Annotated in this window: 19 protein-coding genes; 5 read left to right on the forward strand and 14 right to left on the reverse strand. The window is 31.1% G+C overall.

Annotation, left to right across the window (positions count from 1 at the left end):
* The first annotated feature begins 94 nt into the window (after positions 1 to 94).
* From AABI72_RS02525 to AABI72_RS02545, 5 genes are all read left to right on the forward strand, one after another.
* Complete coding sequence (locus AABI72_RS02525) at positions 95 to 3,076, forward strand: type IV secretion system protein (protein ID WP_338364094.1); 2,982 nt, start codon at positions 95 to 97, stop codon at positions 3,074 to 3,076.
* On the forward strand, positions 3,030 to 6,923 hold the full coding sequence (locus tag AABI72_RS02530; protein ID WP_338364096.1) for a type IV secretion system protein: 3,894 nt from the start codon (positions 3,030 to 3,032) through the stop codon (positions 6,921 to 6,923). Before AABI72_RS02525 ends, AABI72_RS02530 begins: the two co-directional genes overlap by 47 nt.
* A 12-nt stretch (positions 6,924 to 6,935) precedes the next feature.
* On the forward strand, positions 6,936 to 9,803 hold the full coding sequence (locus AABI72_RS02535; protein WP_338364098.1) for a type IV secretion system protein: 2,868 nt from the start codon (positions 6,936 to 6,938) through the stop codon (positions 9,801 to 9,803).
* A gap of 99 nt (positions 9,804 to 9,902) precedes the next feature.
* Positions 9,903 to 10,646 carry an MlaA family lipoprotein gene (locus AABI72_RS02540; protein WP_338364101.1) on the forward strand — a complete coding sequence of 248 codons (744 nt, stop codon included), beginning with the start codon at positions 9,903 to 9,905 and terminating at the stop codon, positions 10,644 to 10,646.
* Between the two features lie 41 nt (positions 10,647 to 10,687).
* Complete coding sequence (locus tag AABI72_RS02545; protein WP_338364103.1) at positions 10,688 to 11,278, forward strand: ABC transporter substrate-binding protein; 591 nt, start codon at positions 10,688 to 10,690, stop codon at positions 11,276 to 11,278.
* Positions 11,279 to 11,294: 16 nt separating this feature from the next.
* Here AABI72_RS02545 and AABI72_RS02550 read toward each other — a convergent pair whose 3' ends face one another.
* The 14 genes from AABI72_RS02550 to AABI72_RS02615 form a co-directional block, all read right to left on the reverse strand.
* Positions 11,295 to 11,981 (reverse strand): hypothetical protein, encoded by a 687-nt coding sequence (locus AABI72_RS02550; RefSeq protein WP_338364105.1) that lies wholly within the window; start codon positions 11,979 to 11,981, stop codon positions 11,295 to 11,297.
* Positions 11,978 to 12,559, reverse strand: coding sequence for a Holliday junction branch migration protein RuvA (gene ruvA, locus AABI72_RS02555; protein ID WP_338364107.1), 582 nt, complete (start codon positions 12,557 to 12,559; stop codon positions 11,978 to 11,980). The genes AABI72_RS02550 and ruvA overlap by 4 nt, the downstream gene beginning before the upstream one ends.
* A gap of 593 nt (positions 12,560 to 13,152) precedes the next feature.
* Positions 13,153 to 14,148, reverse strand: coding sequence for a hypothetical protein (locus AABI72_RS02560; RefSeq protein WP_338364108.1), 996 nt, complete (start codon positions 14,146 to 14,148; stop codon positions 13,153 to 13,155).
* A 297-nt stretch (positions 14,149 to 14,445) separates the two neighbouring features.
* Positions 14,446 to 15,588 carry a succinylglutamate desuccinylase/aspartoacylase family protein gene (locus AABI72_RS02565; protein ID WP_338364110.1) on the reverse strand — a complete coding sequence of 381 codons (1,143 nt, stop codon included), beginning with the start codon at positions 15,586 to 15,588 and terminating at the stop codon, positions 14,446 to 14,448.
* Positions 15,589 to 15,598: 10 nt separating this feature from the next.
* Positions 15,599 to 16,759 (reverse strand): hypothetical protein, encoded by a 1,161-nt coding sequence (locus AABI72_RS02570; RefSeq protein ID WP_338364112.1) that lies wholly within the window; start codon positions 16,757 to 16,759, stop codon positions 15,599 to 15,601.
* Positions 16,760 to 16,762: 3 nt separating this feature from the next.
* A complete protein-coding gene (locus AABI72_RS02575) occupies positions 16,763 to 17,497 on the reverse strand; it encodes a 2,3,4,5-tetrahydropyridine-2,6-dicarboxylate N-succinyltransferase (protein WP_338364114.1) in 735 nt (244 codons plus the stop codon).
* Positions 17,498 to 17,703: 206 nt separating this feature from the next.
* Positions 17,704 to 17,850 carry a hypothetical protein gene (locus tag AABI72_RS02580; RefSeq protein ID WP_338364115.1) on the reverse strand — a complete coding sequence of 49 codons (147 nt, stop codon included), beginning with the start codon at positions 17,848 to 17,850 and terminating at the stop codon, positions 17,704 to 17,706.
* 536 nt (positions 17,851 to 18,386) lie between these two features.
* Entirely contained in the window at positions 18,387 to 19,265 is an 879-nt protein-coding gene (locus AABI72_RS02585) for a branched-chain amino acid transaminase (protein ID WP_338364117.1), read from the reverse strand.
* A 1-nt stretch (position 19,266) separates the two neighbouring features.
* Positions 19,267 to 20,586 (reverse strand): lysine-sensitive aspartokinase 3, encoded by a 1,320-nt coding sequence (gene lysC / locus AABI72_RS02590; protein WP_338364119.1) that lies wholly within the window; start codon positions 20,584 to 20,586, stop codon positions 19,267 to 19,269.
* Positions 20,576 to 21,580 carry an aspartate-semialdehyde dehydrogenase gene (asd, locus tag AABI72_RS02595; RefSeq protein WP_338364121.1) on the reverse strand — a complete coding sequence of 335 codons (1,005 nt, stop codon included), beginning with the start codon at positions 21,578 to 21,580 and terminating at the stop codon, positions 20,576 to 20,578. The genes lysC and asd overlap by 11 nt, the downstream gene beginning before the upstream one ends.
* An 86-nt stretch (positions 21,581 to 21,666) precedes the next feature.
* Positions 21,667 to 22,455 (reverse strand): 4-hydroxy-tetrahydrodipicolinate reductase, encoded by a 789-nt coding sequence (gene dapB / locus AABI72_RS02600; protein ID WP_338364123.1) that lies wholly within the window; start codon positions 22,453 to 22,455, stop codon positions 21,667 to 21,669.
* 1,435 nt (positions 22,456 to 23,890) lie between these two features.
* On the reverse strand, positions 23,891 to 24,124 hold the full coding sequence (locus AABI72_RS02605; protein ID WP_338364124.1) for a hypothetical protein: 234 nt from the start codon (positions 24,122 to 24,124) through the stop codon (positions 23,891 to 23,893).
* Positions 24,125 to 24,185: 61 nt separating this feature from the next.
* Positions 24,186 to 24,323 carry a hypothetical protein gene (locus AABI72_RS02610; RefSeq protein WP_338364126.1) on the reverse strand — a complete coding sequence of 46 codons (138 nt, stop codon included), beginning with the start codon at positions 24,321 to 24,323 and terminating at the stop codon, positions 24,186 to 24,188.
* Positions 24,324 to 25,084: 761 nt separating this feature from the next.
* On the reverse strand, positions 25,085 to 26,872 hold a 1,788-nt coding region (locus AABI72_RS02615; RefSeq protein ID WP_338364128.1), incomplete at its 5' end, for a hypothetical protein.

The raw sequence follows: 26,872 nt of genomic DNA on the forward strand, positions 1-26,872 counted from the left end.
TTATAAATCAACGAAAATTGTTAAACAAAATTATATATTGGCAAGATTGGTTAAAAATCCAAATACTTATTGTAAGACAAATTGTAATGGTAGAATGGTGAGATTATCAAGATTGTTAGTGTTGGCATTAATACTATCATTAATCACTGGATGTGCAAATGATGTATGTATTACACCAGAAGAAATATATACAGAATCTACAAGTATTGTTATGCATGCCTATCCAAAAGAACCAAGTGATAGTGAAAAAAAAGATAAACCTTGGTTAGAGCTTGGTTGGATAAAAGCAGGATTTCGACACAATGCTAATGCTGATATAAATCTAAAAACTAGTGGCAATGCAAACATGTGTGGGATTTCTAAAGATGAGCTAGAGGCATCCAGTAAGATTCCACTTGATCAAACAAATGATGCATATTTTACAATAGATTACTCCACTGCCCAACAAGATATAAATGTTAATATGCAGGTATTGAAAGGTGATTTAGTGTCATTTCATTTAGACAAAATACGTGTGCCAATTGATTGCAATAATCCACAAAGCAACGTTAATATACGTGATAAAGATGCTTGCATGAATGGCACAGAAATTGATGTTAAAGGACAAAAAATTAAAATAGATAAATATCAGGGTAGTTCAATTGGTGTAGACTATGGTAGTAGTAAAACTAAACCTAGTAATTTTGTTTTTAGAAGCATGCCATATAACTGGATAGCAGGTGGAGAAAATGGTGCCTATGATGTTATTGTGCCTATGTCTACTAATGATCTGGATAAACAAGATTGTAATACCATGCGTAATAATCGAGATAAATATTCAGCATATATAATTAACAGAATTTGTGGATTTTTTTGTTCAGATACAAGTGATATGATTAATGGTAATTGTGTGCTAGGCCTTATGACAGACTCAGATACACAGAAAATAGACAATAAAGCAGAATTAAGAAATCAATATTTACCATCAATAGCTAAATTTTATATACAAAAAGATAGCCACAGGCACACTATGACAGTTGATCCTGTTTTAAAAATTGACACTCCATATAAGGTAGATAATTCAGGCTCATTATTTGCAACACGTTTAAGCAAATTTTATGCATTATACGGTGGTTTTAAGTTAAAAGTTAAAAGAGACTGCTCACAAAGAGCATACAATTCACTATACTTATATATCAGTGATACCCCACCAAATGCAAAACCAAGTGATCAAAATGCAATTAGAGTATCATCTTTAAAAGATATAGCCCCAAAGGGCAATATCAAAACTGCAAACACGGGCATGACACACAGTTATATGATAGACAAAACACTTCCATTGGGAGATATTTACTTAGGATTTGATACTGATGGAGATATTATTGAAAATAATACTGGTAAAATAAATGTTACCTTAGGCAGACCTAGAGTTCTTAAAGGTGCAATATCCAAAGGGATTATGAATACTAGGGACTCTATTCTAAATCTTGTACAAGGAAAACATATAGACAAAACTACTGGTCTTAGAAGTGGTGGTGCTAGCGATGAGATATATAGTCAAATCTTACGGAATGTCCAGTTTAGAATGATCATATATGCTATAGTATCATTATTTGTCATGATGCAAGGAATTTTTTACTTCACAGGTATAGCACCACTAACCAAAGAGGCTGTTATAATTAGTATTTTGAAAGTTGCAATAGTTATGAGTTTAATGGCTCCAGCAACAGCTGCAGTTTATAGAAATTTTCTACAAAGCATTTTTATAAATGGTATGGATTATATAATTAACATAACAACTTCTTTTAACAAAGGCTTTAGCACTAAAACAGATTTCAATTTTATAGATTCATCATTAGGCAGGTTTACTATTCATGAAACATGGGTGCAAGTACTTGCTTTATTTCTCAGTGGTCCATTAGGTTGGTTGGCTTTATTCTGTATTTTAGTTTCTTTGGCTGTATATGGTTTTGTGGCAATTAAAGCAATAGTGTTGTATCTAATGAGTTTAATATTAATAGTGTTCCTAACTGCTTTAATGCCACTATTTATATTAACATTGCTGTTTAAATTCACTAGTCGCATCTTTCATACTTGGATTAAGATATTGGTCACTAACATGATTAAACCAATATTAATATTTATAACACTTGCAATATTAAATCAGCTCATGATGTCAGCATTCTTTGATGTTTTTAATTTTTCAGTTTGTGATGATTGCATATTATCATTTCGCATATTTGCTGAGCTAGGTTTGTTTTGCATTCTTAGTGGTCCAGTACCAGTTGGCTATGATCCTGTGCTAACTTTTGAAGAAAAAGCAAAAAGAGCTTCTGCTATGTTTCAAACAACACTTTTTACCTTACCAGTCAAAATGGAAGATTTATTTTTTATGGTTTTTATTGCATTTGCTGCAAAAATAATGGCAGAAAGATCAGCAACCATGGCATCATCAATAACTGGTACATTTGGTGGTAGTATTGGTTTTCATACAGTTGCTGGTATGATGGATAGTGCTATGGGATTGATAGGCATGGATAAAGAAAGTAGGGATCGTAGAGCACGCTCATTGTATCAATCAGCAATGTCGAAAAAAGCAGATTTAACTGCAACAGAAAAAGATGCCTTAAAAGATACAGGAGCTAAAAGAGCTGATGGCAGTAGAACTAATGCTTCTAATGCTTCAGCAACTAGAATATCTAAGCCAAATGATTTAGATATGAAAGACTCTAAGAGAAAAGAATCAGCTGGTGCTAAAGATCTAGATGATTTATTAGATGAACCAATAGATCCTTATGATGGTGAAGAAATTTATGATGAAATTAATGATGATGAAATGGATGATATCTCTGATGAATCTAGGGATGGCATAGATCAAGCAGGTGATGATAGTAATCCAGCAGAATCATCAAACACAGAAGATTTATCTGATGCCCAGCCAAAAGATACAGATAGTAGTCAAAATACAGCAGATACAAGTGATAATAGCAATACACCTAGTAAAGATGATGAAGAAAAGGCAACTAGATCTACCATAGATGTTGATAATAATGAACCCAATATCAATAATGATGAGGGGGATAATGATCTTAAGTAAGTTGCTGCCAATATTACTTATGTTTTTGCTAGGTGGTTGCATAATTGATCCAGTTGATGACAAAACGACAATTAATACTGGCGATGAACATGGAAATTGCTACATGCCAACAAAAATAGGTAATCGTGATGTAAATATAGAGGTTTTTGCCAATCCTCAGGATTCTTCAAGCTATGATTCTAAAAATGGCATATGGGTTGACAGTGGTGTTAAAAAAAGTGATCTTGGTGATCTAAAATCAGTAATAATAAAATACAGCACTGGTAAAATAGAATTATGCGAAGGTCACGATAAAGATTTTGAAATATCTTATTCAATGTGTTCAGATGGTAGTGCAATAGATTATAGCAAAATTAAAGCTACAAAATTTGGCTTTGAATCTTCTGCTGAAGAAATGTGTCCAAAGACCAAAGAATTAATAAAAACCATGAGTTACAAAACTACAGGAATTTTTTTAGAGCCAAATGATTTAGTTACATTCTCTCCCATAAGGTCAGATATTTCACTTGGTGATTGTAATAATATCTCTAGTAAGTTTGGTCAGGCTGATGTTGATTTATATAATAAAAAATATACAGCTAAACAGTTATGTGAAGGTGTGGATATAAGTGATGGTAGTATTGATAAATTAACAATCAGATTAAGTGATGATCAGGGTAAGTTATTAGGATTAACTACTAATGATCCAAGTCCTAAGGGTAACAAAATTGATATAGATGGACAAGAATCAAAGGGAATGAATAAGGTATTGGATCCTGTAGTAAGTGAGTTAATGGTTGAACATGCTGGTAAGCCTATGAGCATATTAGATATTCACGACATGTCTTGTGATGATGCCAACAGAAAATATGGTGTACTTTCTGCACTTAGTAAAAAAGATAATTTTGCTAATTTCGTAATGGACGTATACCATTTAATACCATTGCTTCCTCAAGAAGATGACTACAAGTATGACTATGGCATAGGAGATGTAGCAAGAAATAAACTAACACAATACTTTAGTATTTTTATGAAGCATATAGACTACAATAATAGTACTAGAGAATTTTATATAAAATCACCATTATCTTGTAATGAGATAACAACTCATATGCTATGGTATATTTTTTTTATATCACAAGTTCATCTTGGGCGTTCTGGAAGTTTTACTGTTGAGAATGTAAGCAAATTTGAGGAAACAATTAAAAATAACTATGCATCTAAGGGTTTTGTTGGTTATAAATCAGGGGAGAAAGCAGGATGGCTGGTAGCAGAGGTAAAAGATGCCTCACAGGGAACTTTTTTGCCAGAGCCCATAGTTGTTGACATATCTACCAAAGTAGCACAATTTAAATCCAATCCATGTACACCTTCAAGCTATCAGAGCAAAAGTACAGAATATGCTAAATTTTTTATGAATTTTTTAGCTAATAGAAAATCTGCCTCTTCATTAGATAACATGGATCTATTAACAAAAGCATATAATGAAAATAATATTTTTTTTACAGATATAGATAAGGCTAACTATTTAGCAATAGCAACAAATAACCTTCCAACTGATGAAGCTAGTAGATATTCTGCATTTTTTGAAATAATTAGGCAAAAAAAATGCTCAGCATTTAATGCTTTAATTGATTTACTTGATAAGTTTAGTAAAAAACAACAAATAATTTTACCACCAAGCATGCTATATTTTAGGAATTGGATTCAAGGCAAAGAGTTTGCATTGGCAAATATAAGCAGCAATTCTCTAAGTTCATTTAAATGTAGCGATATTCAACCAAATGCTCCTTATGATCAGTGGGATCTTTATACACTTAATACACAATGCAATACCATGTTATATTCATTTAACATGAATGAATGGAATAAAAGCATTAAGGATATGGGAAAGGATATTGCTTCTAGTAAAGTTCCTAGATTATATGCATCATCATTAATAGCTAAAATTGGTTCAAATGATACCAGTTACAATGCTGTTGGAGATGAATGCTGGCCAGATAACACGAAAAATGCTAAATGTTCAGCATATAGCAATATTAGAGATGGTTTACAAATGTATACTCAATACATGCCAAAATCATCTGGTGAATTAATGCTAATAATTAAAGATCAGTACAATGCATATAGTAATAATATGGGTGGCTATCATATTAATATTAAGCAAAAATGTCCTTATACTGATGGTGAGAGGCTCTATGCATATATAGGCATCAATCCAAGTGGTACACAACCTGGGGATAGCAGTACAATTTCTATTATTCCAGGACAAGGGAATAAGACAATTGATTTTACACCATATAATGATAATGATCATTTATATTTCGCTATTAAACCACGTGCTACAAATAATCACAAAAGTAGTAAAGGAAAATATAATGTAATGTTACAATTACAAGAGACTACAGTAGTACCATCAATTGCCATAGGACAAATCTTTAAGATTATTAGAAATGTTTTAGCTTATGATAGCGATAAATCTTATGTAAAACGTCATTTTGAATCATTAGTACGTAACATGGGCAATGCTATAAAAGCCACTTTAGTGCTTTATATAACTTATACTGGATTGGGTTATGTTACTGGTTTAATTCCAGTAAGCAAAGAGGGTGTTGTAATATCTTTAGTAAGAATAGGGTTTGTGGCACAACTTGCTGCACCAAATAGTTGGCAGTTTTTTAATAAAATGTTTTTTGAGAGCATATTGCCATTTATTAATACATTAATAAGTATGTTATCACTCTCCAGTAAACCAACAGATGATTTTACCTTTTTTGATAGTACTTTTGGTGCATTATTTAGTGCACAGGCTTGGCGTAAAATGCTTGCATTGTTTTTATCAGGTCCAATTGGTTTCGTTATTTTTATAATACTCATTTTAGCATATTGGAAATTTACTAAACTTTGTTTGAAAGGACTGCTAATGTATGCAATGGCCATGATGGCCATTGCATTTTTAATAACACTCTTTCCATTATTTCTTATATTTATACTATTTAAACAAACAAAATACTTGTTTGATGCATGGCTTAAGATGATCGTAGGGTATATTGCACAGCCAGCTTTTTATTTTATTTCAGTAGGATTTATGATTCAATTGCTAGAATATGCAGTAGAAGATTTGTTTTATTTTAAGCTATGCAATCTATGTGTATTTGGTCTAGTAATTGGCATACTGCCTGGTATATTAAGCTTTATACCTCCATTGGTAATATGTTTTGCTGATGGATGGTTGCCAAAAACATATATAGACTATAGCAATGCTGGAGGTGGTGGTTGGCAACACATTCCAGAGTATTTCACACATGATATTGGAGATTTTTTGAAAGGGGAGTTTTTTGGCATGCCATTCTCAATAAATGTATTATTTTTCTTTGTAGTAGCACTTCAATCAATGGATATAATGGCTAAGGTATCTCAAACAATGGCATCCTGTATGGTTGGATTTAGTTATGCACACCAAGGTATAAGTTCTGCAACTAATGCAATGATTGCACAAGGTAAAGGATTTTTGGGAATTGACCAAAAAAGTAAAGACAGAAGACAAATGTCAAAAGACCTGTTAAATAGGTTTAAGAAAAATGTGTCATCAGAAAAAACCAAAAGATCTGACAATAAGTCAAGTATTGATTCCAAGAAAAAAGACATGGGAATGCCAGCAAATGATTTAGATAGCAGTGGCAAAATAAATTCTAAAAGATCAACAAATAATTTGCAATCTGACCTAAAACTAGGAGGTGGAAATGATACAGATAGTGCTAACAAAAAGAATGCTACACGTATAGGAAAAGCTGATACAACTAACTTGCCAAGCCCAGATAGTAAAACAACAAATGGAAATAAGAATGATAAGATACCTAGGAAATAGCTGGATTTGTGTATGAAATATGGATATTTAGCAAAAAATATTGCATGTTGTTTGTTGTTATTAATGCTTTATGGATGTAGTGGTCCTTGTACAGAAGCAGATGATGTTGGCCAAGGATATGCATTAAACGTAAGAGCAAAATTTACTGATATTGCTGAGTTTAACATGTTAGATGATAGTGAGAATGGCTATGAGCCTAAATATCATCAAGTTTTACCATGGCAAGAAACAGAACTAATAACTAATGGTAAGCCATTAGTTATGGAATTATCTGGCAAATGGACATCATGGAACTCAACAGCAAAAGATAGAAATTGTAGTAATTTCAGAAAAGTTAATATAGAAGGTCAGGAGTGTTTAGAAATAATAGATGATAATCCTTATGTTATAAATGATTCTGGCTCTGGATCATCAATAAAATATGGTGCACCATGTTGGTTTGAAGATGGTTTTGGTATTTATTTATTATTTTTTCGAAATTATGCTGTGTATGAAAAAGAATTAATGAAAATTGAAAGAAATGGTGGACTAAGCTCAGCTGCAAAAGAGCAAAAGAAAAAAGAACTTCAGATGCGTTATCATCCAAATGCAACTAAAGCTAGAGTGCAAAATCCTATAGACACAACAGTGCATCTATATTCACCAGGAAAAAGTAGATTTTGGAGTGGTGACACAGCACTAAAAGATTCAGCTGGCAATGAAATACAACCACAGAAAGGTTGGAAAATTTTTGTCAAAGTTATTTCTAGTTACTACCCAGACAATGAAGTGGATAACTTAAAAATAAAATTTATGTCTGGTGTGCAAAGAGGTGGAGGTACAGAGCTGTTCTCTTGGTTATTAAATAAAATAAACTCTCTTTTTTCTCACTATGCTGAAAAAACATTCTCTGGTATTGTCAAGAACCCTAATTACAAGTCTGCAGTCTTAGCATCAGCTTCCTTGATGATTATTCTAACTGGTTTTGGTTATGTTATTGGTTCAATAAACATTAGCTATGCTGATGTTGTAGTTAGAATTATTAAGATTGCTGTCATTGCTTCACTATTAAGTCCTAACAGTTGGGATTTTTTTTATCAGAATTTTTTAATACTTTTTACTGATGGCGTTAGAGATTTATCTGGTATTATTGGTTCTGCCATTGCAGAATATGATCCTGATAATCCATTTTCTTTTATCGATTACTTTTTTTTCACTCAATTCTTTAGTAGCACTATATGGAATATGAAAATACCAGCAGTAATTGCAGCACAACCTGGAGTTGGAATAGTTTGGGTGTTGATATTGCTATGCATTTTCGTAATGCTAATGATTATTACTATAAATGCAGTAGCAATCTACCTATCCGGCATGATGGTAATATCATTCCTACTTGGGTTAACTCCAATATTCTTAATTGCTCTTTTATTCAAGCCATTAAAAAGTATTTTTGATGGCTGGCTTAGCTCATTAATACACAATGCATTACAAATTATTGTATTAATGGCATTTCTAATTTTTGTATTTGATATAGTAAAAACACATGTGCTTAAAACAGTTGGTTTCCCAACATGTAGTAGTACTATAATAAGCTTTGCACCTTGTGCAACTGGATGTGATGTAAGTATATGTTGTCCAGATATAGGGTCAATAACTGGGCATCATCCTGGTGATATTTTCTATCCATTTATACTGTTATCTGGCAGTTCTGCTCCAAAAAGACAAAGAGTTGATGCTAATGATCAAAATAGAAAAATTTGGTATGATAGGCCATATGAGATTGGAAGCAAGATGGAAGTTATGGCAGTGCCACCATACTATGATTTTAAAGCAAAACGTTATGTTAACTTGCCATATCTTGATCCAAAAGATGATGCAGATAGAATTATAGAAATTTTAAATGATGGTAAAATAATTGATCTTAATGAAGCTAGTATAGTTCTGCTAATAACTATATTGGCAATTTTTATGAAGGATGCAGTGCTTGAAGTAGGTCAACTTGTTGGTGGTGGGGAAATATTTAGGGACAATCTATCTGCAACTTTTGGTAACGCCACTAGATATCTAGCATCTTTTGGTGGAAAATATAATCCATTCCAATTTGCACTTGCCCTTAAAGGTAGTCTTCAAGATTCTGTGGCACGAGTTGCACGATTAGATAAAATACACAGCATAGTTGGTACTATTGCTTCACCAGCTGCACTATTTGGTGCACCAAAAACAAGAAGTGCAATAGATAAGGCTAAAAGCATGGAAGACAAGCATAGTGCACTTAGTGCACGTATTAGTGATTCTGTTTTTGGGAAATTAGAATTTTTTGACAAAGGCATAAAAAGACTCACTCCAAAAGGCTTAGCAGAAATGGCAACTAGCCCCAAGAAAACAATGAAGGAACTATATAATATAGGATCTTCATATAAAGATCATGTTGATGGACTTGCTTTCCTGCGAGATAAGAATGTAAGAGGTAAGTTGCTTAATGAAGCACTTGCGAAATATGATTTCCAAGATAAAAATATAACCAATGAAGCTGCAAGAGGTGCTCTCAATATAAACAAATCCAAAGAACCAATTAGTGATGATGAAAACATATATGATACAATTGATGATGAAAACATATATGATACAATTGATGATGAAAACATATATGATACAATTGATAAAGATGACAGTAAAAATATATATGAAAATGACATAGCAGATGCTACAGAGCAAAAAAACAAGGCACTCAAAGATGAATATGGCAAAATATCCAATCAGCAAACTAAAAGATCAGAACTTGACAGAAAACCACAATTACCACCTAGATCACGTAAGAAGAAGTCAGAAATATTAGGGACTGTGGATGATGAAGGATCATTTAATAATGATCTTGAAGAAGATGATAAAGACAAAAATTAACAATATTTACTTATGCCAGCAGAGCAATGTGTCTGAATATACATTCTCACTGCATATATATTGTGATATATTGAAATAAATAATTATTTTGTATTAACAATGCAGATTCTCATAAGAAAAATAGTATTATTATCAGTGGTGTTGTTAATACAAATTGTTTGTTATGCAGAAAATAAGATAGTAGATGACTACAGTGCATATGATGATGAATATATGGAATACCTAGAAACAGATAATAAATTTAAGATAAAAGATAGCATTGAATCATTTAATCGTAATCTATACAAAGTTAATCGTTCATTTGATGCTATTATTGGTATTCCTATAATTAAGACATATAAATATGCAATACCATCAGCCATAAAGCTTATGTTAAAAAGTAGTATTAATAATTTTCAAGAACCTAGTAATGCAATTAATTTTTTAATAGATGGCAATCTAGAGATGGCATTTAATAGCTTTTGGAGATTGTTTATTAACACTACTGCTGGTGTTTTTGGTATATTTGATGTTGCTACTGAACTTGGCTTGCCAGCAAAAAATAAAACATTTGATGAAATTTTATATAAATTTGCAAAAGATGACATATACTTATATGCACCAATTCTTGGACCAAGTACAATTATAGGCTTTATAGGACTTCTTTTTGATTTTATTGTTAATCCACTTAGTTATTTTATACCAGGTTATGTTTATCGTAGTGCATTTTTATTATATATAATACAAATGAAATCTGATATATTTAGTTTTTATGAAAATACTGAGAAACATTCCATTGATCCATATATAAGTTGGCGCAGTTATTATACTCAATACAGAATAAATAAAGTATTTGTTAACTAATCTTAATTATTATTAATAAGTATATTAAAATTTTATAGAAAATGAAAATACTATATTTAAGAAAACAAATGCATGTAATGATGTTGCCAACAGTTGTTTTGATATGTTGTCTATTTTTTATAAATGCTTCAGCAAATGAAGTGGCACAAACTGTTGAAAGTACAGTTGCAGCAATTAAAGAAATTTTGGCAAAGAAAAATAGTGAAGAAGCCAAAAAGAGTGAAGTGTTATCTATTATAGATAAGCAAGTAGATATTAAATGGCTTAGTGGTTTTATTTTAGGAAAAAATAATAGCCAACTAAACAGTGAGCAACATAAACAATTCATTCATGGATATAAAAATTTTGCATTAAATCTTTACTATAGCTCATTAGGTTATATTAGTGATAAAGAATTAAAGATAACTAGCACAAGTGAGCGTAGCAATAATCGTTTTTCAGTAATAGGTTTTGTCTTATCTAAAGATGGCAGCAAAGTGCCATTTGAGGTTAGGTTGCACAAAGCAGATGGTATGCTGCTAATTTATGATGTTATTACATCAGGTATTAGTCTTGCACTTTCTCAAAGAAATGAGGTTGACTCAGTTATAAAAAACAAAGGCATTGATGGTTTGCTTGATACCATTAAGTGACAGCATAGCATACTAATCATTTAACTATATGCATTATCCCACTACTCCAAGAAAACTTCCAAGAGATTTCTTGAGGCATTAATTCATCTGCAAATTTGACCAATAAATTTCCACAGTCTTCTCTTACAATATTTCTGCTTATTTGATCTAAAATTTTGCTGCATGAACAGGCAACATTTTTTCTAGTATTGTTAGTATAGGTGCAATCATAAAAATTAACCCCATTAGCACTAAGCACCTGCCAACCAGGTATCTCCATTGCTATATTTACTAATTTAGCCATTGAAATCATTGCATACAAAAAATCATAAGAATTGCCAAAAACACTAAAATTTTTACTATTATTAGATAAATTTATATCACCAATAATAAGATCAGTAATATGACCATTACTGTATAAAACTTTTGTATTATTTATATTGCCAATGTTGCAAATATGACTATCTGGTAAATAATTACTGTTTGTTCTATGCCATCTTGTTGTACATTTTGTATTACCAATAATTGGATTTATTTTAAACAAAGACTTCTCTGGAATAATTTCCATGCTAATATAACCATGATCACTTTCATCTTCTAATAAAAAATTCACTAATCCTTTGGCTACAAAGCCATACTCAAAATTATACAACACTTCAACAGCAGTATATCCCTTTAAGTTATAAATAAACAGCAGAAATAACAACCAGCACCATTTCATCATGAACAGCTCATCATACTAAGACTTTTACTAATTAGTTCTTCTAGAGTTATGCTTTTATTGTTATTGTATATATTTTGTACAACTTTTTGTGCATCAGCTATGGAGTGTCCTAGTGAGTTTAATGCACCAACTGCATCATTTACAATATTATTATGCTCAGTAATATTGTTTAAAAATCCTAAGTCCATATTATCACCTATGTCTGAGACTAAACGAGATGCTGTTTTTCTGCCAATGCCAGGAATTGTTGCTAGTAATGTTATATTTGCTGAAGAAATTGCTTTTGCCAGCTCATCTACACTTAATGCATTCATTATACGCATTGCATATTTACCACTAATGCCACGAACTTTTGTCAGTTGACAAAAACATTCCTTCTCTTGTAAAGAAGTAAATCCAAACATATTAACACTATCTTCTTTGAACTTACATTCAATAAACAAACTAATATTCTCAGCAATCTTAAATTTTGTAGATAATTTATTAGTAATGTTAACTATAAATCCTATTCCTAAGACTTGGAGTATAATACCATCTTTTAACTTACTATCTACAATACCAGAAAGTTTGCCTATCATATAAAAGCTCCGTATATTCAGACAACATTGTATCCCAGATAATATGAAGATGCTATAATATAAACTATATGAATTAGGCAAATATTTGCTAATTACATCAAAAACAGTTGTTGCTAAGTTGCTTTAACAGAATTAATGTAGCTGAATTTTTTAGTTGAAAAATGCAACTAAGATAGCATTGAATTAGTAGATGATTATACAAATATTTTTACTAACTTAACTAAAAAAATTATTAGAGACAGCAAACATACTATTTTCATATTAATGCCAATTTTGACAATATATTTATTATAAATTACTAATCTAATAGCCATTGTAGTTGAGGCAATTCTTTGAATAACTAAGTAAATTATGTTGTTTTTAATTGCAATGCTATTATCATCACAGAAAATTACTCACTGTCAATATCTCACAATATCTCAGTATTATTGTTTGCAAGACTGGATTAATATATACCAAAGTACTTATTCTCTATTAAAGTTAAAGACAAAGATGATCAGGGTCTGTTTAGTTACCTCAAAGCTTCACTTAATTATTGAATGGCCATACTGCCACTCTTATCATAAAAAATGAAGGTGAATTTATAATCTTCATCACTTTTGGATTTCATCATGTTGTGCCTTACTACTAATACTATTTGTGGTAAGCATGCCTTTTGGTGTTAAGTATTGTTTTACTAACTCTAAACATTGTTCTTTCTTGGCAAATTTTGTTTTTGCAGTACTATCATCACTCCAAGTATCATCACTCCAAGTTTTAGCATTATTTTCACGATTTGCATTTGTTATATCCCAAGGTATAAAAGACTGTTTTGGGATGCTGCCAATTTTTTCTGGAGTCATATCCTCATCTTTAATATAAGAGTGTTCTGGCTTATTGTATTTTTGTTTATGGTATCTGGCAAAATTTCTTTCTTGTATGCTATAGGTGCAATTTAGCACATTATCATGCATTTCCAGCATAGCATCATATGTATTACAAACACAATCTTTAGCCTTGTCATCATCTTTATAATTATAAAATATCAGACTATTTTCTATGTAAGGAGGGTAAGGCCTTCCTCTTTTAGGATGCTCAATAAGATTGAATGGTATATCTTTATGTCCTTCAAACCATGGTAGAAATAATCTAGGATCTAATGCCATATCAACATCAATACTCATAACTGGAGAGCCAAATCTTTCATGTAGATCCATACATGTTCTTGCTTTAGTTATATCAACATGGCTTCCCAAGTCACCTAAATTTGGATTAAATTTTTTTTCTGGGTTACAAAGTTCAATTTTTACTGGTGTATTATATAAAACTTCTAGGAGATTGTGAAAATTTGCTTCAGGCATTGAATCTTTTTCAACGTTTAGCACAACAATCATGTTGTTTTCTTCTGCCATTTTTGCTGTTTGTAGTATATTGGACAACTGTGATGTAAATTCCTGCTCACCAGTTAATTTTACCTCATGTATAGGAAAGTCATCAGGTTGTAATTTATCAGGATCTTTTGTGCACCATGTATAAACTATAAATAGATTTGGTTTTTCACTGCCTTTTAGTAGTATTTCTTCTAATTTACTGTTTAAGTCTGTTTTCATAGAGATATTTAGTTTTGTTATATTATAATTTTTACATTAGTATTCTTAAATTTATTTCATAAAATTTTGTATTATTATAATAAATATTATTTAATTTATAATTAAATCAACTAGCATGAGATGTTTCATTAAAATTTTTGATTTAGTTGAAGGTGAGTAGTGCTAAAAATCAGTTAACTAGAAAATTGAAATATAAAATTTTTAAAAAAAAGAAAAAATTATCTTACAATAGCAGGGAGTGCAATTATCCCTTGTGAAGAGCACATTCTTTGAGTTTTGAAAAAAATTAAGATAAACCTATGCAGTAATAAGATTTCTATGTAGTGTCTTGTAGTTTGTAAAAACTTTCATTAATTCCATCCCTTCATGAACAACTGCACTTGCTGAATGAGTTATTGGAATTGTATTACAGTTAAGGCTAATATTCTGGCTTGAATATGCAATGATGTCTTTAGATTTAGGTGTTTTGCACCATAAACTTGGCTGAGTTAAGTGCATAAGGCATTTGTTAGCTGGAGCAATTTGACCTAAAGGTGCACAGTTTGTTATTAAACCACCTATAGGAGCATATAGTGTTTGAAAATCATTAAGTATACAAGTATAAAATAAGTTAGGTTGATTGCAAGGCACATCTGTGCAAATACCTTTTGTACTAAGATAGTGTAGAATATTATTAGCTTGTTGAGTAGCTTCTTGAGAAGAAATAATTTCAGCGGAGCCTAATTCAACAGTAAAAACTTCAACAGGAATTTTTTTTGGAATACCATTTTTATGGTTTTGATTATAGACTTTTGTTAAAGCAATCCAAGGGCAAAATATTGCTTCATCTAAGGCATGTGCAAAAACAGATGGAATGCTAATAATAAATGGAATTCCTAAATGTGTTGCAGACTTTACTGCATAATTTACACTGTAAACGTGAGGTATGGATGTTGTATCACAATGCAAATCAAGCACAACATCAGCCATAATGGCAATCATATGCAGATCTCGCGCTAGTTTTTTGGCATAGCTCCCATTGCCTTGTTGTTTAAGATGTTGCTTAAGTGTTTGTTTGAAAAGAGGAATAAGTTGATCAAAGTGTGCCCAAGAATGTTTTTCAAGGAAATCTTTAACAAGATGAGTTAAATCTTCATAAAGGCGATTCCAGTTCTCACCTGTTGATGGGTCAAAACGACCAAGTGTGTAATCTCCAACCTTATGATTAATAGCATAGGGATTTGTAAGGGGCAGGAGAGTTATATTGCCCAAGGGTGGATTTTTTCTGAAATGTTCAATAAGTTGTAAACTAACAAGACATCCTTGTACTTCTGAGGCATGAATACTTGATTGAATATATGCAGAGGGGGCATTTTTATCAGTTCCTTTGAAATGGAAGGTGGGTATATTTAGTTGTTCACCACTAGCTAAAGTACGTGTATGAATATGAGTTATTATCATGAAGATTATCCTATTTTAACCATGATTGTGCTGATTGTGGGGTGCGAATTATTCTTATTTTATCTTGATAGTAAACTGCTTCTCCTGGTATCTTATGACATAAAAAGAAAGGTAGGCTTTCAGTAAATCCATATGCTCCTGCTTGCTGGAAAATTAGTATATCATTTATTTGTACATCACTGGGCAACATAACTTTACCTAGAAAATCCAAAGATGTACATAATGGACCATATAATAGGAAATATTGTAATTTTGCAGATGTGTTTCGCAACAAAGATACAGGGAAGAATTCTTTTACTAGTGCTGGTCGGGCTATATGGTTGATTCCTCCTTCTAAAATTAGTATATCTTGAGCATAAGTTTTTTTACGATCTACTACAGTAGTCATGTAAAATCCATAAGGTCCAATTAAATAACGCCCCATTTCAAGCCAGAATTCTGGAATATTATAGGTATTTTGCAGATTTTTTATAAGCATATTAACAGACTGCCATGATATAGGTTTTTCTCCTTGATATGGAATACCTAGTCCACCTCCAACATCAATTACAGTAAAATCTTTAGTTAAAGTCTGGCAAGTTTTAATAGTATGCTCCCATATGGTTTGTAATTTATTTATGCAAAGAATATTGCTCCATTGAAAGACATGAAAACCCAAAAAAGGTAGTTTAATTTGATGTAAAATAGTTTTTGCTGTTTCTAAATCAATGCCAAAATGTGTAGTATGATTGCCTCCTATAATATTTGTATCATCAAAAGAATCCCATTGTAGTTGAATTCTAAGCAGAACAGATGGTTTATAAGAATAGTTTTTTGCAAGCTGTTGCAATAATTGTAGTTGCTGAGCACTTTCAATGACAAAAACACCAACTCTGCAATTAAGTGCCAGTCTTAGTAAATGCTCAGATTTGGCTGGGCCTGTTAAGATAATATGATTGCCCAATATATTTTGTGCAACTACTTGCAGCAATTCACCTTCACTAGCTACATCAAAATGTAAACCAGCTTTTCTTAATGTTTTAATCACGGCACTCAATGGATTTGCCTTACATGCAAAAAATATTCGTATTTGATTGGCAGTTAGTTGTGTTGCATGCTTGTAGAGTTTGTCTAAATCATATACAAAGAATGCACCTTGCATAGCTAATTTTTCTAGTTCTTGATTTTTCATATTTTACCTTAGTGCAGCTTCTAGAGCTATGGATTTATCTGTTTTTTTATCACGATATTTTACAATAACTGCACATCCAAGTGTAAGTTGTTGTTGTTCTCCCCAGGTATTTTTTTTAACAGGGCGCGTTCCTGGGACAACAACAGCATTTTCAGGGATTTCACCTTTAATGATTTTCTCACTTTCAAGATCATAAATAGGAACTGAAGCAGATAGTGAAACATTAGGAGCAATTATAGCACCTTTGCGAACTAAGATTCCTTCTGTTAGGATTGCTCCTGCACCAATGAAGCAATCATCTTCCACAATAACAGGCTGGTAATTAATTGGTTCAAGTGTGCCACCAATTTGTACTGCAGTTGATAAATGAACACCTTTTCCTATTTGAGCACAAGAACCTACAAGAACATGACTATCAACCATGCTATTATCATCAATATAAGCACCAATATTAATGTAAGATGGCGGCATAACAACAACTTTTTTTCCTAGATATACGCCTGGTCGAATTGATGTACCACCTGGAACTATCCGAACATCTGAACGTTCTGTAAATATTTGTGGTAATAGAATAGATTTATCACGAAATCCATTTGGTAAATTAATTGTTTCTGTTTGTTGAAAAAGATCTACAATTTGTTGTTTTAGTTTTAAGTTCACATTCCAAGTTGTTCCTGTTTTGTTTGCAATACGTTGCTTTCCAGTTTCTAAATTTTTAAGAAGTGTTTTATAATCCATATTTTCCTTAATTTTATTAACTTTTGATACATTGATAAAGTTCAATCATTTATGCAAAATTATATGCACATTAATTTAATTATAACCTATATTTTTCACTAGAATTTTGTTGTATGTAGAATTGATTGTTTTTATTAAAGCTGGATAATGCTACAGCAAGACATTTGTTGTGCAATGTATTGTTATATCTGATTCCAAAACATTGTCTAGCATCTTAGTAAAGATATTTGTAAGATAAGATTTATACCAATTACCATTAATGTTATATCATTATTATCATAATAAACAAATGCTTTGGTGGTTATTGTTTTATAATTTGCTAAACTTCTTATCCTACCATTTGGATTTTTCATAGATAGGGAATAGTTGTAATGCTTTGAGTGGTGTATGGATTTTTATATAGATTAATATTGTATGATAATGTTCCAGAAACAACTAAAACAATACTTGTCATTAAAAATTCTAGATCAATAAAATTGTGGCATAATAATAATTATTCTATGGCAATGCCATAAGAATATTTGTATGTAGGTTTAATTGGCATGCAAACACTACCAGTATCAATAATGTTTTTATCAACTAAAGAAGAAACTTATTGTTATGTTTAATAGTATATAAAGTTGTTCATTTGTATGCCAATCTGACAAAGAGTATTGCCATCAATAAGATTATTAGTAGATTGTTGCAGATTTTGTTGTAATTTGTCATACTTAGTTTAAAGGTGAAAATATAACAATATCAACACATTAAGCAGAAATTTAAGGGAAGTTACACCATTAGCACTAGATCATAGATATATGTTTAAATTTTTTATAGTTTGCTTTATTGATCTTAATTTTTAGAAAGATTGTGTAAGATATATTAAATTTTATTATAGAGTTATTTAGTATTAAAAATTGTTGATCATGTTTTGGAAATTGGAACGTATAGTGTGTGTAACTAATCCAGGTTTAAAGCTCCACGTCTTGTTATGCCCAACAATACTTCCTACTGGTAAAATTTCAATAGCTGTTCCTGTTAGAAAGACTTCCTGTGCCTTGTTAAGATCTTCAAGTGTTAGCGTTATTTCTTGAGTAGGAATTCCAGCATCTTTTGCAATTTGCAGGCAAGTACAGCGTGTAATTCCATTTAAAAAGCATTTGGGCACTGGAGTATAAAGTTGACCATTTATTACAAGAAATATATTTGAGCTAGTTGCTTCTGCAATATTACCTTGATAGTCAAGCATAAGTGCATCTTTAAATCCTTGTTTTTCCGCTTCCTTTTTGCTTATAGATGATATTGGGTAAAGCCCAGCTGTCTTACTGTGTACAGGTGCAGTATTTGGATCTGGTCTTCTCCATTGTGCAATATTCATGCAAATACCATCTGAATAATATTGAGATGGATAAGTAAGAGGTCTTTCCCAAATTCCAATAGCCACATTAACATCAGCACCATTATGAGAAACTGTCATAACTTTACTTCCACACCATGCAATTGCTCTTATATACCCATATTGGTATTTGTCTCTTATGATAAGTTGTTGTGTTGCCTCTATAAGCTCTTCTGATGTATAAGGGATTTGGAAGTCTAAATAAGCTGCAGATTTATGAAGTCGTTGATAATGTTCTGTTGCCTTAAATATTTTTCCATGGTAAGAGCGCAAACCTTCATAAACACTGCTTGCATAGTGCAGTGCATGAGTCATAATGTGAATATTTGCTTCCTGCCAAGGAATTATTTTTCCATTGAACCATAAATTACTACCTGATAATTCACTAAACACACTACTCTCCTATTAGTTTTTTGTGAAGTTCCTTTGCAAGATATACTGCATCCTTTTCTTTAACAAGGATTCCAATACTTGAATTACTTGCACCATAGCAAATTAAACGAATTATAGAAGGTTGTATGTAGCTTAATGTTTTTTGTATTACACCTGAAACTGTAAGCCCTGAACCAATTACAGCTAGAAGTGTTAAATCTTTTTCTTGGGCAATATCTGCAAATGGCTTGAGCTCTTGCATTAATTTAGATGATGGATGAAAGACATCTTTACATTCTTTTTCATCAACTGTTAGAGCAATGCTAACTTCACTAGTAGTGATTAAATCAATACTTATCTTATATTTAGCAAGAATATTAAAAATGTTTGCCAGAAATCCATAAGCATTTAACATTTGTAAGCTTTTAACAATAACAAGGATTTGCCTTCCTCGCATTGTTATGGCTCGTATTTTTGGTTCTGGCATTTTGGGTGCTGTCATGCAAATATGCGTTCCAGGTTGATCAGGCTCAAAGGTTGATAGAATTTGCACAGGTATATGTGAACGTATACAAGGCTCTAGTGTTGCTGGGTGGAGAATCTTGGCACCAAAGTTTGCCATTTCAGCCATTTCTTGGAAAGTAAGCTCTTTGATAGGATAAGTAGGTGTAGTAACATTTGGATCCATGGTAAAAACTCCTGGCACATCTGTATAAATTAAAAGTTTATCTACAGACATAGCTTCTGCAATAAGTGCTGCACTGTAATCACTTCCTCCTCGGCCAAGAGTTGTAGTTTGTTTTGTATATGTAGAACCAACAAATCCTTGAGTGATGCATAAATCATTTGGCAAAGAAGCAAAGCGTTTTCGAATTTCTTTTATATCAGGAGTTGCTTTGCCAAAATGAGTATCTGTTATTAAATAGTCACGTATATTAATATGTTTAATTTTAATGCCTTGTGCAATTAAAAAAGCATGGATAATAAAAGAGGATAAATCTTCTCCAAGTGATAGTATTTCATCAATTTGTCTTGTGGTCAAAGCATTGCTGTTAATTTTTGGATTTAGTTGATCTATATAGTTAATAATCTCATCTGTTAAAGAAAGGTTTAGATCTTTGGCAAGTGTTAGATGTGTTTGTTTAATTTTTTCAGCTAAGGTATGTTGCCTTGATGAGCTGGATTTACAAAATTCCATGAGAAGATCAGTAATTCCACTTACAGCACTAACAACTACAACATTAATGTTGGTATTCATGCTAATAATTTGTTTGATCTTTTGAATAGAGGTTGCCGATTGTACACTTGTGCCCCCAAATTTTGCAACTACACTATGAATCATAAGATTTTCTTTCTACATTTAAATAGTTTTTTATGTTTGCTATAACAGCACCTGCAGCACCACGCACAAGGTTGTGGCTTAAAGTGGTTAATCCCAATATATTCAATTGACCTCCTTGGCATAAAGAACCAATGTGAATACGCATATCATCATGATGTAAATCACGTATGCTTTGTGGTCGATCATTTTGCTTATGTAGCACAAATAAGTTAGGATGCTTTTGGTTCCAGTCTTGATAAGATTGAATAGCTTCTTCTGGTGTTATGTTATCTTTAAATGTAATATGCAGTGTTGCTACATGTCCATACATAACAGGTACTCGATGAACATGGGTTGTAATTGGAAAAGTGGCTGGTTTTGTAGCTGTCCCTAGAATTTTTTTTACTTCCTCCGTAATTTTTTTGGCTTCTCCTTGGATATAAGGGATAGTATTTCCTGTGATGTCAATAGATGATATCCCTGGATAACCAGCACCACTTATTGATTGCAACGTTACAATACTAACATGTATAATTTCTTTTTGGTTTGTTAGTGGCCCTAGTGCAAGAGTGGCACCTGTGGCAGCACAGTTTGGGTTTGTTATTAATTTACCTGATGTTGTTTGATTTGCCAGTAAAGACAAATGGTCTTTGTTAATCTCAGGAATGATCAATGGAACATTGTGTTGCATACGAAAAGATGGTGCATTGGAGAAAACAATTTTTCCTTGTTTAGCTAAAATTGGTTCTATTAATTGTGCTGGTTCAGTTGGTAAGCATGAAATATTATATGATGCTTGTAAGTTATATGGATCAACTAATCTTATATTGGCAATATCACTAGGCAGATCCATAATAGGCTCACGCCAATCACATACATTGCCAAATAATTGTCCAGTGTGCTTAGGAGATGCAATGAGTTCTGTAATATGAAAATTGGGCTCTTGAGATAAAAGTGCAATAACTTTTTGACCTACAATACCTGTAGCTCCTAGTATAGAAACATTAATAGACATAAATTTTCCTTAGAATTTGCACAAAATTATATTTAAGAGAAAGCAAGTGCAAAAAATAAATTTAATTTAACTAAATTATATTATTTTTAATCAGATAGGTCAATATTGCGTAAACCAAGCACATCGGTCATTGTATATATCCCTGATGAAGGATAAATTGCATCAAGCCATTCAACAATTTTTAATGCTCCTTCTGCAAATAATATGTGATTAAATGCTATGTGTTTTATGGCAATCATTTCTTTAGAGTTTGTAAAATTGATATTATGCTCTCCAGAGAGATTTCCACTTCTTTCAACAGACATGCTAATAATATTGTCAGGTCTGGATCCTTCTTTTATGAAGAAGTGTGGCTCAGCAGGCTTTATGTTATTACGTTTTTGCACAGATTGAATTTTTTGTACTAAGGATAGAGCTGTACCAGAAGGGCAATCAACTTTATTTCTATGGTGTTTTTCCAGTATGCTGATATCATAGTTATTTTTTAAAATTTTAGCCAACAGTCCTGTAAAATAACGTTGTATACATGCTCCAATACTTGTGTTTTCTGCTATTACAACAGGAACTTTTTGTTTAAGGCATATAAGATCTTCTTTTATGTTTTGCATAGACCATCCTGTTGTGCAAATAATTAATGGTTTAGGATTTTGGTTTGCAACATAGAGAATTTCTTTAGTAAACTTGGATGATGAAAAATCAATAATATAACTATTTTTTTGAAAAACATCACTTAGAGCAACAAAAGGATTTTGTGAGTGAGAATATGACAATCCAACTTCATAATCTTTATGGTTACTAATAGTTGCTGACAGTGCTTTCCCCATTCGTCCTGTAATTCCAATAATACCAATTGATTTATTTATACTTGATTTCATATTATATATTTTAGCTATTATTAATTTTATTTTATTAAATTAATTTTTTTAAGCTATTTATTATTTATTATGTTTCTATGATCTTGATATTGTATAGATCTAAATTTTACTTATTGTATTAAGTAAATGATGTGAGTGATAAAGCTTTAGAACAATAATTAAATCTAAATAATATCAATTAATTATGAGACATTTTATTAGATATTGATACTAATATACTTAGTTCTTGGTTAAGCAATTTTTATGCTCAAATTATCATGAATTTATAAAATATTAGAGCCTCTGAGTATCTCTATTATTCTATTAATAAGTGCTAATATAAAAAACAAATTAATATTTATTATTCAGTACATAGTATCTCACTTATACAACCATATTCACATTCTTTTCTTGAATAGAAGAAATTGATTGCTGAATACTTGTATTTTGGGATGATAATAGATAATATTGTAAATTACCTATTTTTAGCATTAAATTTAGATTGTGCATTAGTAAAAATTATAATTGGCATAGCTTTTTGTTCTTCAATGACATAACAGTACTTACACCAGTTTTATCTGTGGCCTAACTTTCTTCTTGTTTTCAATAGACATAAGTTTAGTATTTACACCAGCAGAGCTTTTAACTTCTGACAAAGTAACATAACATCTCAATTATTGTGCTTCTTAGTTCTACTCTTATATTTATATGCACCATATAATGATAATGAAAGTGTTAACACTGCTGGTATAGCACAGAGAGTATAAGCAAACTAGGTGTTTATGTAGATACAGGCATAGGACAATCCAAGCTTTACTTAGATCAATATCTGCATAATGTATATTGTTTTCTAGATTAAATGGACTATATAATCCTATCATAGGAAGAGTTACGTTTCTGACATTTTTCTCAGATTTTATAACATTGATCATAGTTTTGTCATGTGTATTATAATCTATAATTACTTATGCTGTATTGCTGCAAAACAATGGAATCCATTGATATGAGACAGAAACACCATCATGATGTAAGAATGGAACCATTAAACTCTAAACTAGGATATGAGATATCATCAAACTTTAAATCAAAAAATAAATTATGATTTTGATCAATAGCCATAAGATTAATAAAGCTTAAATTTTAATTTTGTAAATAACGCTGTAAAAAAACAAAGATAATTTTTGTTTCAGATTCTAAGTAGGGATTTACACTTACATACATGATATGATCAAGTATCAATAAGTTCTGTTTTGCTATATCTAAATAATAATTTGGGAATAATAAGTACATTCATCAGTGCACATACTATTCCAAAAAATTTGCAAACTTGACAAAACACAAACTTCCATACTGCCATCTTCCAATGTTGCAGTAAAAGTACAGAATAATGATCTCACAATAAAATTGTTACATGAGAAATCATTAATCACACTATTAGATTGTGTAGTGTATGATGCTATAATTCTACCCTAATGTAACTAGGTATAGTAATAATATCTTTATTAGGAAGAAGCTCAATATATTGTATAGCAGGGTTATTAATATATGCAATAAATGCAAAAATTCTTTTCTTATATGAACCAGATTTAAGTTTTTCATATATTAAATAATATCCACTAGCTTGCACTTTAGTATCATCTGCTGTTGGTAGGTACTGCTTTATCTTTATAAGATTTAATGGTGTAATCATTATTAGACTGCATATCATTAGAAATATCTGTAGCAAGATTGAGCAATGAAGCTGGAGATTCTCAAATCATAGTAAAATTATTTATAGAATTATCATCTGATTCAACCACTAATCCTATTTGTTTATCTGAATCATTTTGTTTACAAGAATTATTTAATAAATGAGGTAACACTTTATCAGATGAGAGAAAGGAGGGCACTCCAAGCTTTTTATTTGTTGTCTAGATGTTAGGAAATGATAAGTACATCTCATATATTTTAGAGACTTATCATTATAAGTATATTTTATATTTGAAGATTGATACTCACAGAGTAATTTTATATTATTTGGAGATTGATCTGGCAGAATAGTCTAGGAAACATATTATTGTCATTATAATCATAATATATAATATTACCATTAGAATCAAGAGATGCTATTCTTTTTGCTATAGATTGATTGTCAGCAAATGCAGCCAATACAAAAATAAATGAACGTTTAAAAATTTTATAAAAATTTATAAATATACCAAAAATGTAAAGAAAATAATAATACTTATTTTTACATGTTCTGTAAACAGTTCAGATAGTTTTATACTAGGATCTACTGTGTTATTGATATGCATTACTCAAAGATTAGTGTGACAATATTATGTTAGTTTTAAATGTTATAATTATTAATAATTGCATAATAAAAAAGATATATCATATAGAAAATTAAAAGTATGTATATAATTACACTACTACTGTATGTATAGTAATAATTGTCAATGAGCAATAAGTAGAACCACCTACTACTTACTAGTACAGCCATTATACTTTCTAGCTCTACTAGTTGTTAAGTATACAATTAATTTTTTTACTAAACTAAACATCTTTGTTTATTAGAAAAGGTTAGTTATCTCACTAACCTTTTTAATAATTAAATTAGTATACTGTAATACTTTATACTAATTGGTTCTTTTTGGAAAACGTAGTAAATTTATAGAGAAGTTACAGCTGCTCGTCCAAAAGAAGGATGAATAGAAGCATTTGATTGAAAAGTACTTGTGTTTGGAGCAGATTCTGCAATTATACTTGCATCTACAGAATCTTCTCCTGTTTCACAAATAATTTCCTTTGTTGCAAGTCTAGAAGCTTCTTGATAATGATCATCTGTACTACCATGTTCATATTGAAAAGTACTTGTGTTTGGAGCAGGTTCTGCAACTACATCTTTAGTAGAAGCTTCTTGATAATGATCATCTGCACTACCATGTTCATATTGAAAAGTACTTGTGTTTGGAGCAGGTTCTGCAACTATATCTACATATACAGAATCTTCTCCTGTTTCAGAAATAATTTCCTTTGTTGCAAGTCTAGAAGCTTCTTGATAATGATCATCTGTACTACCATGTTCGCTAATATATTTTTGTAAAGTTTCACTAAATAGTTTACGCTGTTTTTTTGATAATGCTTTAATAAGATCAACAGGCAAAGGTATCTTGTCTTCTGGATGTTTTGTTTCTACATTTAGACCATAAACTGAATATTCATCAGCACCTAAATAATGCAATTTAATCTTATGAAAATGATCATTAGATATTATGCATGCCTTTGATAATTTAAGCACTGTAGTACTTGGCACAGGCTGATAATGAATAGATGTAACATTATCACAATGATATTTTGGTTTGTTACAATCAAGTCTTTTATTTGTATTATTTGATATTGATGTTGAATTTTTATTCATACAAGGAGTAAGATGTTCTACTACAGTTTCTAATAAACTAATATTTTGATCATTATTCTTAGTTTTATATTTATATGCACCATACAATGAAAGTGATAATAATGCCAGTGCAGGTATAACAAAGAAAGAGTAGTAAGGATTTGAAGAAGGAAGACAGTTTAAGCTTTCTACAATATTGCTTGAATTAGTTCTTAGAATAATAGCATTTCCATTTTTAGATAAAATTAATCTATCTTTTGGAATAATTATTTCTCTGGCACCTTTTACCAATCCAACACCACTGATCTTCAATTTTACAGATGAAACAGAAGAAGTATTTGAGGTATCAATTAACTCAGAAATTAAGTTTTCATTTGTATTTCCGCAAAACAATGGAATCCATTGGTAGCTTGAGGTATCATTATTTAAATGTAAATTAAAAAGTAAACTGCCAGTATATTGATCAATACCCAAAAGACTGAAAAGACTTAAATTTTGATCTTCTAAATAACGATGCAGAACAACTAAGATATTATTATAAAACCTATCATTAGGTATAAAAGTATCTCCTTTTTGCATGCCTTGTATAGCATTTGGAAAAGAGCTGACATGTGCAATATGATCATTGCCATCAATAATTCCTGTTGCATTGCCACATACAAGTGATAAATTATCTCTAGCACCTTGTTCAGCATTTTGATCTAATAATGGCTGCACAAAAGCACAAACTGCCATATCACCATTTTTCAATGTTGCAGTAAAAACACAAGCTAAGCTATGAACAGTGTATGGAGGTTTTGCAGAACATGAGAAATCATTAATTTCACTAACAGTTGGCATTCTATGTGTTGTTCTAATTTTAGAGTGGTGGGTTTGGTTATCATCTAATACAAAGCCACTGTTAGCAGAAGATAGCTCAACAAACTGTATAGCAGGGTTGTTATTATATGCAATAAATGCAAAATTTCCTTCAGTTTCATTGAAATGTGCTCTGAAAATTCCAGCAATTTGCACTTTATCATCTTTTGCTACTGGTACTATGCTATTCTGCATATACTC

The organism is Candidatus Xenohaliotis californiensis, from assembly GCF_963930935.1.
Classification (GTDB): Bacteria; Pseudomonadota; Alphaproteobacteria; order Rickettsiales; family CAWVOK01; genus Xenohaliotis; species Xenohaliotis californiensis.

Coding starts and splice junctions, on each gene's coding strand:
- AABI72_RS02525 (WP_338364094.1), top strand. CDS start 95: ATGGTGAGATTATCAAGATTGTTAGTGTTGGCATTAATACTATCATTA.
- AABI72_RS02530 (WP_338364096.1), top strand. CDS start 3,030: ATGAACCCAATATCAATAATGATGAGGGGGATAATGATCTTAAGTAAG.
- AABI72_RS02535 (WP_338364098.1), top strand. CDS start 6,936: ATGAAATATGGATATTTAGCAAAAAATATTGCATGTTGTTTGTTGTTA.
- AABI72_RS02540 (WP_338364101.1), top strand. CDS start 9,903: ATGCAGATTCTCATAAGAAAAATAGTATTATTATCAGTGGTGTTGTTA.
- AABI72_RS02545 (WP_338364103.1), top strand. CDS start 10,688: ATGAAAATACTATATTTAAGAAAACAAATGCATGTAATGATGTTGCCA.
- AABI72_RS02550 (WP_338364105.1), bottom strand. CDS start 11,981: ATGATGAAATGGTGCTGGTTGTTATTTCTGCTGTTTATTTATAACTTA.
- ruvA (WP_338364107.1), bottom strand. CDS start 12,559: ATGATAGGCAAACTTTCTGGTATTGTAGATAGTAAGTTAAAAGATGGT.
- AABI72_RS02560 (WP_338364108.1), bottom strand. CDS start 14,148: ATGAAAACAGACTTAAACAGTAAATTAGAAGAAATACTACTAAAAGGC.
- AABI72_RS02565 (WP_338364110.1), bottom strand. CDS start 15,588: ATGATAATAACTCATATTCATACACGTACTTTAGCTAGTGGTGAACAA.
- AABI72_RS02570 (WP_338364112.1), bottom strand. CDS start 16,759: ATGAAAAATCAAGAACTAGAAAAATTAGCTATGCAAGGTGCATTCTTT.
- AABI72_RS02575 (WP_338364114.1), bottom strand. CDS start 17,497: ATGGATTATAAAACACTTCTTAAAAATTTAGAAACTGGAAAGCAACGT.
- AABI72_RS02580 (WP_338364115.1), bottom strand. CDS start 17,850: ATGAAAAATCCAAATGGTAGGATAAGAAGTTTAGCAAATTATAAAACA.
- lysC (WP_338364119.1), bottom strand. CDS start 20,586: ATGATTCATAGTGTAGTTGCAAAATTTGGGGGCACAAGTGTACAATCG.
- asd (WP_338364121.1), bottom strand. CDS start 21,580: ATGTCTATTAATGTTTCTATACTAGGAGCTACAGGTATTGTAGGTCAA.
- dapB (WP_338364123.1), bottom strand. CDS start 22,455: ATGAAATCAAGTATAAATAAATCAATTGGTATTATTGGAATTACAGGA.
- AABI72_RS02605 (WP_338364124.1), bottom strand. CDS start 24,124: ATGATTACACCATTAAATCTTATAAAGATAAAGCAGTACCTACCAACA.